This is a genomic window from Nocardia sp. CC201C, from assembly GCF_030010695.1.
Classification (GTDB): domain Bacteria; phylum Actinomycetota; class Actinomycetes; order Mycobacteriales; family Mycobacteriaceae; genus Nocardia; species Nocardia otitidiscaviarum.
Genome location: NZ_JASCXP010000369.1, coordinates 1 through 7,571 on the forward strand (window position 1 = coordinate 1; position 7,571 = coordinate 7,571).

Below are 7,571 nucleotides of genomic sequence, written 5' to 3' on the forward strand. Positions count from 1 at the left end.
GCTGGCGGGGGGGCCCTACCGGGTCCGGGTGGTCTCACCCGCGTCCACCCGGCCGGTGGCCGGCCGCCGATGGCGGCGGTCACGGCCGCCGCGGCGGTGCGCAGCGGGGCGGCCAGCTCCGGCCAGGTGTGGCCGCATTCGATCGCCTCGTCCCGGCAGTGGTGGCGCAGCGTGAGCCCGAGGGCGGCGATGGGCCGCCCGCCGTGATCGAACACCGCGTGCGCGACGGTGGCGAAACCCGGCGTGATGTAGCCGTCCTCGACCGCCCAGCCGCGTGCGGCCTCCACGCGCAGCAGGTGGCGCAGCGCGCGCAGTTCGCGCGGGCCCCGGGAGGTACGCATGGGAAACGCGGCCGGGCCCGGAAAGAGAGCGCGCACATGTTTCGGCGTCAGGTGCGCGAGGATGGTGCGCCCGGTGGCGGTGAGATGGGCGGGCAGGCGCACCCCCACATCGGTGACCAGGGTCTGCGGGCGCGGCGGTCGCTGCTCGATGAGGTACAGCGACTCGTTGCCGTGCAGGACGCCGAGGTGCCCGGTGCAGCCGACCGCGTCGACCAGGCCGCGCAGCAGCGGAGCCGCCACCCGCTCGAGCGGATCGTGCCGCAGGTAGGCCGAACCGATCTCGAACGCGCCGATGCCGAGCCCGTATTTGCGCTCGGCCGCCAGATAGGCCACGTACCCGGCCGCCTGCAACTCGTTGAGCAGCTGATACGTGGACGAGCGGGGGATGTCGAGCTCGCGGGCGATCACCGCGGCGGGTACCGGATGCGGCCGCTGCGCGAGCAGTCCGAGGATGCGCAGACCGCGCCGCAGCGCCGGAATATCACCGCTCATCCGCCATCACCTCACCCGTCCGCCGTCCATTCTGTCTGAAATACCAGACAAAACCCGGCCCGGGGTGCTCGATCGCGACGGCCCGAGGCGCTGGAATGGTGCCCATGACGATCGGAATCCAGCGGGTGCTGGTGAGCGCGAACCCTGTGACGCGGTCGGAGGTGGTGGCGGTCGCGCGACACGGCGCGCGCGTGGAGCTCGCCGAACCGGATCTGGCGCACCTGGCGAAGGTGCGCGGCCATATCGACGAGCTGGCGCACGGGGAGCGGCCGGTATACGGCGTGTCCACCGGCTTCGGCGCGCTGGCCCTGCGGCATATCCCGCCGGACCGGCGCACCGACCTGCAACGCTCGCTCATCCGCTCCCATGCCGCGGGCGCGGGCACGCCGGTGGAGGCGGAGGTGGTGCGGGCCATGATGCTGCTGCGCCTGCGCACCCTCATGTCCGGGCACACCGGCGTGCGGCCGGAGACCGCGCGGGCGTTGGCGGCGCTGCTGGACAGCGGCCTGATTCCGGTGGTGCCGGAGTACGGTTCGCTGGGCTGCTCCGGGGATCTGGCCCCGCTCGCGGCCGTGGCGCTGGCGCTCATGGGTGAGGGCTCGGTGCACGGTCCGGACGGCCCGCGCCCCATGGCCGAGGCCGCCGCCGCGGCCGGGCTCACCCCGCTCGTGCTGGCGGAGAAAGAGGGGCTGGCGCTGACCAACGGGACCGACGGCATGCTCGGCATGCTGGTGCTGGCCATCGACGATCTGCACCGACTGTTCGATGTGGCCGATCTGACCGCCGCCATGAGCGTGGAGGCGCAGTTGGGCACCGATCGGGTGTTCGCCGCCGATCTCCAGGCCCTGCGCCCGCATCCCGGGCAGGCCGTCTCCGCGGCGAATATGCGTGCGGCGCTCGCCGATTCGGCGATCGTCGCCAGCCACCGCGGCGACGACTGCCCGCGCGTGCAGGACGCCTACTCGCTGCGCTGCGCCCCGCAGGTGCACGGCGCGGCGCGCGACACCCTGGCGTACGCGGAGACCGTGGCCGAGCGGGAACTGCGCGCGGCCGTCGACAATCCGGTGGTGCTCGACGACGGCCGGGTGGAGTCCAACGGCAACTTCCACGGCGCACCGGTCGCGTATGTGCTGGACTTCCTGGCCATCGCCATCGCGGATGTGGCATCCATCGCCGAGCGTCGCACCGACCGCATGCTCGATGTGCATCGCTCGCACGGCCTGCCGCCGTTCCTGGCCGACGACCCGGGCGTCGACTCCGGCTACATGATCGCCCAGTACACCCAGGCCGGGGTGGTGTCGGAGCTCAAGCGCTGCGCGGCCCCCGCCTCGGTGGATTCCATTCCGTCCAGTGCCATGCAGGAGGACCATGTGTCCATGGGCTGGGCGGCCGCACGCAAGTTGCGCCGCGCCGTGGACGGGCTGACCACCGTGCTGGCCATCGAATTGCTCACCGCCGCACGCGCGCTCGACCTGCGCGCGCCGCTGCGGCCCGCGCCCGTGACCGGCGCGGTGCGGGATCTGGTGCGCACCCACGTACCCGGGCCGGGTCCGGATCGCCATCTCGCTCCGGATATCGCCGCGGCGGTGGAGCTGATCCGAGCCGGTGCGGTCGATCGCATTCTCGACGAGGGGACTTCGAACTCATGAGCAGGACCATTCGCGCCGCCCGCGGCGGCGACCTCACCGCGCGCACCTGGCAGGCCGAGGCGGCGCTGCGCATGCTGCACAACAACCTCGATCCCGAGGTCGCCGAACGCCCACAGGATCTCGTCGTCTACGGCGGCACCGGCAAGGCGGCCCGGGACTGGGCCAGTTTCGACGCCATCGGCCGCTGTCTGACCGATCTGGGCGCGGACGAGACGCTGCTGGTGCAGTCGGGCAAGCCGGTCGGTGTGCTGCGCACCCATGAATGGGCACCCCGGGTGCTCATCGCGAACTCCAATCTCGTGCCGGACTGGGCGACGTGGCCGGAGTTCCGGCGGCTCGAGTCCCTGGGGCTCACCATGTACGGCCAGATGACTGCCGGATCCTGGATCTACATCGGCACCCAGGGCATCCTGCAGGGCACCTACGAGACCTTCGCGGCCGTGGCGGCCAAGCGGTTCGGCGGCAGCCTGGCCGGAACCCTCACCGTCACAGCGGGCCTGGGCGGCATGGGCGGTGCGCAGCCGCTGGCCGTCACCATGAACGACGGTGTGGCGCTGTGTATCGAATGCGATCCGGCACACGCGCAGCGGCGGGTGGAGACGCGCTACCTCGACGAGATCGCGTCCGATCTCGACGATGCGCTGGACCGGGTGCTGGCCGCCACACGCGAGCGGCGGCCGCTGTCGGTCGCCGTCATCGGCAATGCCGCCGAGGTGCTGCCGGAACTGCTGCGCCGCGAGATCGAGGTGGACGTGGTCACCGACCAGACCTCGGCGCACGACCCGCTCACCTATCTGCCGATCGGGGTGGCGCTCGAGGACTGGGACGACTACGCGGCGCGCAAGCCCGACGAATTCACCCGCCGCGCCCGCGAATCCATGGCCGCCCACGTCGGCGCGATGGTGGGCTTCCTGGATCGCGGGGCCGAGGTGTTCGACTACGGCAACTCGATTCGGGGCGAGGCGCAGCTCGCCGGTTACGAGCGCGCATTCGACTTCCCGGGCTTCGTACCCGCCTATATCCGCCCGTTGTTCTGCGAGGGCAAGGGACCGTTCCGCTGGGTGGCCCTGTCCGGCGATCCGGCCGATATCGCCGCCACCGACCGCGCCATCCTGGAATTGTTCCCGCACAACGAATCCCTGGCCCGCTGGATTCGCCTGGCGGGGGAGCGGGTGGAGTTCCAGGGGCTGCCCGCTCGTATCTGCTGGCTCGGTTACGGCGAACGGCACCTGGCCGGGCTGCGTTTCAACGAGATGGTGGCCAGCGGCGAGGTGTCCGCGCCCATCGTGATCGGCCGCGACCACCTGGACTGCGGTTCGGTGGCCTCGCCGTACCGCGAGACCGAGGCCATGGCCGACGGCTCCGACGCCATCGCCGACTGGCCGCTGCTCAATGCCCTGGTCAACACCGCCTCCGGCGCGAGCTGGGTGTCCATTCACCACGGCGGCGGCGTGGGCATGGGCCGGTCCATCCATGCCGGGCAGGTCACCGTCGCGGACGGCACCGAACTCGCGGCGCAGAAGATCGAGCGGGTGCTGAGCAACGACCCCGGGATGGGCGTGCTGCGTCACGTGGACGCCGGTTACCCGGAGGCCGACGAGGTGGCGCGCGCCCGCGATGTGCGAATCCCGTTGTGGGAGCGGTGATCCCGGTGAGCGTGCAGACGCCCGCGGCCAACGCCCTGCTGGCAGAGATCGAACGGATCGGCGCGGACGCCGTGCGCGGTGGCTATTCGCGGCATGTCTTCACCGCCGCCGACGGCGCACTGCGCGAGTGGTTCACCGCCGCCGCCCGGGCGCGCGGCCTGGCGGTGCACACCGATCGAAACGCCAACCTGTGGGCCTGGTTCGGCACACCCGGACCGGATGCCGTGGTCACCGGCAGCCACCTGGACTCGGTCCCGGGCGGCGGGGCCTACGACGGTCCGCTGGGCGTGGTGAGCGCGCTGGCCGCCGTCGATCTGCTGCGCGCACAGGGATTCACACCGCGGCGTCCGCTCGCCATCGTGGTGTTCGCCGAGGAGGAGGGCGGCCGCTTCGGGGTGCCGTGCCTGGGTTCTCGGCTGCTCACCGGCACCTTGGCCGCTCCGGAGGCGCTGGCCCTGCGCGATGCGGACGGCACCACCTTCGCCGAGGCCGCCCGCGCCGCCGGAGCGCGTCCGGAGCACTTCGGCCGCGACGACGAAACCCTCGGCCGCATCGGCACATTCGTGGAACTGCACGTGGAACAGGGGCGCGGCCTGGTGTACCTGGACGCGCCCCTGGCCGTGGGCAGCAATATCATTCCGCACGGGCGCTGGCGGTTCCGCTTCACCGGCCAGGGCAATCACGCCGGCACCACGCTCATGGCCGACCGCCGCGATCCTATGGTGGCCGCGGCCCAGCTGGTGCTGGCGGTGCGTCAGTGTGCCGCGGCCGTACCGGAGGCCCGGGCCACCGTGGGGCGGCTGACGCCGACCCCGGGCGGTACCAATGTGATCGCGTCCCAGGTCGACGTATGGCTGGACGCGCGACTGCCCGAGCCGGGCAGTGTGCGCGATCTGGTCGCCGAGATCACCGACGCGGCCCGCGCGGCGGCCGAACTCGAGGGTTGCACGGTCGAGGTGCGCGAGCAGTCCTTCGAGGGCACCGCCGATTTCGATCCGGCCCTGCGGGATCGGCTCGGCGCGCTGCTCGGCGGCGCGCCGATGCTGCCGACCGGAGCCGGGCACGATGCCGCCGTGCTGGCCCCCTTCGTGCCCACGGCGATGCTCTACGTGCGCAACCCCACCGGTATCAGCCATGCGCCGGAGGAGTTCGCCGAACCCGCCGATATCGATTACGGGACAGTGGAACTGGCTCGCGTGCTACGGGACCTCGCCGCATGACCACGTACTGGTGCGAGCGGGCGTGGCTGCCCGACGGCGTCGCGGACGGCGTGCGCGTCGAGGTGGCCGACGGCGTCATCACCGCGGTGTCCACCGGCGCGCCGCGCGCCGGGACGGTGCTGTCCGGCCTGGTGGTGCCCGGCTTCGCGAACACCCACTCACACGCCTTCCACCGTGCTCTGCGCGGGCGCACCCATGACGATCGCGGCAGCTTCTGGACGTGGCGCGACCGCATGTACGCGCTGGCCGAACGGCTGCAACCGGATTCCTACTACCGGCTGGCTCGTGCGGTGTACGCGGAGATGGTGTCGGCGGGCTACACCAGCGTCGCCGAATTCCACTACCTGCACCATCCCGGCGGCGGGCAGCGCTACGCCGATCCCAACGAGTTCTCCCACGCGCTGGTCGCCGCGGCCGCCGACGCCGGAATCCGGTTGACCCTGCTCGATGTGTGCTATCTGGCGGGCGGCTTCGAGCAGCCCACCGCCGGTGCGCAGCGGCGGTTCGACGACGGCGATGCCGACGCGTGGGCGCGACGCGTCGAATCCTTCCGTCCGGCGGCCGGTCTCGTCGTCACCGGAGCCGCGATTCATTCCGTGCGGGCCGTCCCGGTCGACCAGCTGCCCATCGTGGTGGCCGCGGCCGCGGACCGCCCGTTGCACGTGCATCTCTCCGAACAGCCGCGCGAGAACGCGGAATGCCGCCAACGCTACGGATGCACTCCCACGCAACTGCTGGCCTCGGCCGGTGCGTGGACGCCCCGCACGGTGGCCGTCCACGCCACCCATCTGGAACCCGCCGACATCACCGCGCTGGCCGGGAGCTGGGTATGCCTGTGTCCCAGTACGGAATCCGATCTGGGCGACGGTATCGGCCCCGCACGGCGGCTCGCGGACGCCGGGGTGCGGCTGTGCCTGGGCAGCGATTCGAACGCGGTGGTCGATCCGTGGTTCGAAACCCGGGCGCTGGAATGGCACGAACGCCTGGCCGCCGGTCGCCGAGGCCGCTTCGAGCCCGTGGAACTGCTGTCCGCCGCCACCGGGCACGCCGCCTCGGGCTGGTTCGGGCCGGGGGAGATCGCACCCGGGCGGGATGCCGACCTGGTGGTCGTCGATACCGGCTCGCCGCGTACGGTGGGTGCGGATGGCGCTGGGACCCTGTACGCCGCAACCGCTTCCGATGTCACCGATGTGATGGTCGCGGGCCGGTGGGTGGTCCGTGGGCGAGTGCACCGCGACATCACCGATATCGCGGCGGCACTCGCCGCCGAAATCGCCGCGCTGACGACCTAGTCGGCCTGTGACGTGTCGACCGTATCGGTGTCGTCGTAGCTGGGCTGGGCGACGGACTGGCCGATGCTGGCCAGAATGCCCAGCACCAGAATGACGATGAGCAGGATCTTGCCGCCCTGCGAAACCCACAGCGGTCGGGTGGGGGAGGCGACCGGCGGCTGCGCGGCGGCGAGCACCGGATCGGTGGGCTGCGTGCCGTCACCGAAGGGCCCCTTCAGATAGGTGGGGGTGAGCAGATAGGCGTAGGCGCTGGTGCGCAGCTGCGTGCGGATCACCGCGGCGGTGGCCTCGAACACCGGCTGCGGCATGCGGCCGGTGATGAGGACGATGAGCCAGATGAAGAAGGCGATGACCGTCCACCCGGTGGTCAGCCAGCTGGCGAAGATCAGGATCGGGATGGCCAGAATCAGGCGGAACAGCACCGCCAGCCGGTTCAGTTCGGTGGGCGCGTGGAACAGCACGCGGACCGGATAGTCGGTCGGATTCCAGGCGAAGGGCGGGTAGTCGTCCACCAGCAGCATGCCGTAGCCGTAGACCCGAGTGGTGTAGGAGAAGTAGCCACGCAGAAACTCTGTGCACCAGTCGGGCAGGCGGCCGAGCACGAGCGCACCGAACCAGCCGCAGATCACGACGACGATCGCGGCCAGCCCCAGCAGCCAGACGACAATGGCCTGCGGAATGATCAGCAGCAGGCGCAGCAACACGGTGAGGCGTGAATGCTGTTCCGGTGGAAAGATATCCAGATCGACAGTGGGTTCCTTGCCCGGAACTCCGGTTTCGGGGGCGGGATAGTTTTCGGGGCCAGTCATGACGGGACCTCCCGGGTCGACGTAGTCGGTGCGTTCTTCGATTCAGGCGAATGTAGCCCAGAATTCGCTAGCCGGGTGGTGCGAAACCCCCGGACGCCTCCGAGTGACGCTGACATGGTCTC

At 71.2% G+C, this 7,571-nt stretch carries 6 protein-coding genes; 4 read left to right on the forward strand and 2 right to left on the reverse strand.

From position 1 onward, the window contains the following. Nucleotides 1-833 (reverse strand): IclR family transcriptional regulator (locus QK444_RS28650; protein ID WP_282785249.1); only part of this gene is annotated, 833 nt, incomplete at its 3' end. A 104-nt stretch (nt 834-937) separates the two neighbouring features. Here QK444_RS28650 and hutH point away from each other — a divergent pair. From hutH to QK444_RS28670, 4 genes are read left to right on the forward strand one after another with little or no spacing between them, the layout of a single operon-like run. Next, nucleotides 938-2,482: a histidine ammonia-lyase gene (gene hutH / locus QK444_RS28655; protein ID WP_282785250.1), complete on the forward strand. Its 1,545-nt coding sequence runs from the start codon at nt 938-940 to the stop codon at nt 2,480-2,482. Then, nucleotides 2,479-4,128 (forward strand): urocanate hydratase, encoded by a 1,650-nt coding sequence (gene hutU, locus QK444_RS28660; RefSeq protein ID WP_282785251.1) that lies wholly within the window; start codon nt 2,479-2,481, stop codon nt 4,126-4,128. Before hutH ends, hutU begins: the two co-directional genes overlap by 4 nt. 5 nt (nt 4,129-4,133) lie before the next feature. After that, nucleotides 4,134-5,348: an allantoate amidohydrolase gene (locus QK444_RS28665; protein ID WP_282785252.1), complete on the forward strand. Its 1,215-nt coding sequence runs from the start codon at nt 4,134-4,136 to the stop codon at nt 5,346-5,348. Continuing rightward, nucleotides 5,345-6,640, forward strand: coding sequence for a formimidoylglutamate deiminase (locus tag QK444_RS28670; protein WP_282785253.1), 1,296 nt, complete (start codon nt 5,345-5,347; stop codon nt 6,638-6,640). Before QK444_RS28665 ends, QK444_RS28670 begins: the two co-directional genes overlap by 4 nt. Here QK444_RS28670 and QK444_RS28675 read toward each other — a convergent pair. Next, entirely contained in the window at nt 6,637-7,449 is an 813-nt protein-coding gene (locus QK444_RS28675) for a DUF4389 domain-containing protein (RefSeq protein ID WP_282785254.1), read from the reverse strand. The two genes, QK444_RS28670 and QK444_RS28675, sit on opposite strands and share 4 nt — an antisense overlap. Nucleotides 7,450-7,571: the final 122 nt, after the last annotated feature.

Coding starts and splice junctions, on each gene's coding strand:
- hutH (WP_282785250.1), top strand. CDS start 938: ATGACGATCGGAATCCAGCGGGTGCTGGTGAGCGCGAACCCTGTGACG.
- hutU (WP_282785251.1), top strand. CDS start 2,479: ATGAGCAGGACCATTCGCGCCGCCCGCGGCGGCGACCTCACCGCGCGC.
- QK444_RS28670 (WP_282785253.1), top strand. CDS start 5,345: ATGACCACGTACTGGTGCGAGCGGGCGTGGCTGCCCGACGGCGTCGCG.
- QK444_RS28675 (WP_282785254.1), bottom strand. CDS start 7,449: ATGACTGGCCCCGAAAACTATCCCGCCCCCGAAACCGGAGTTCCGGGC.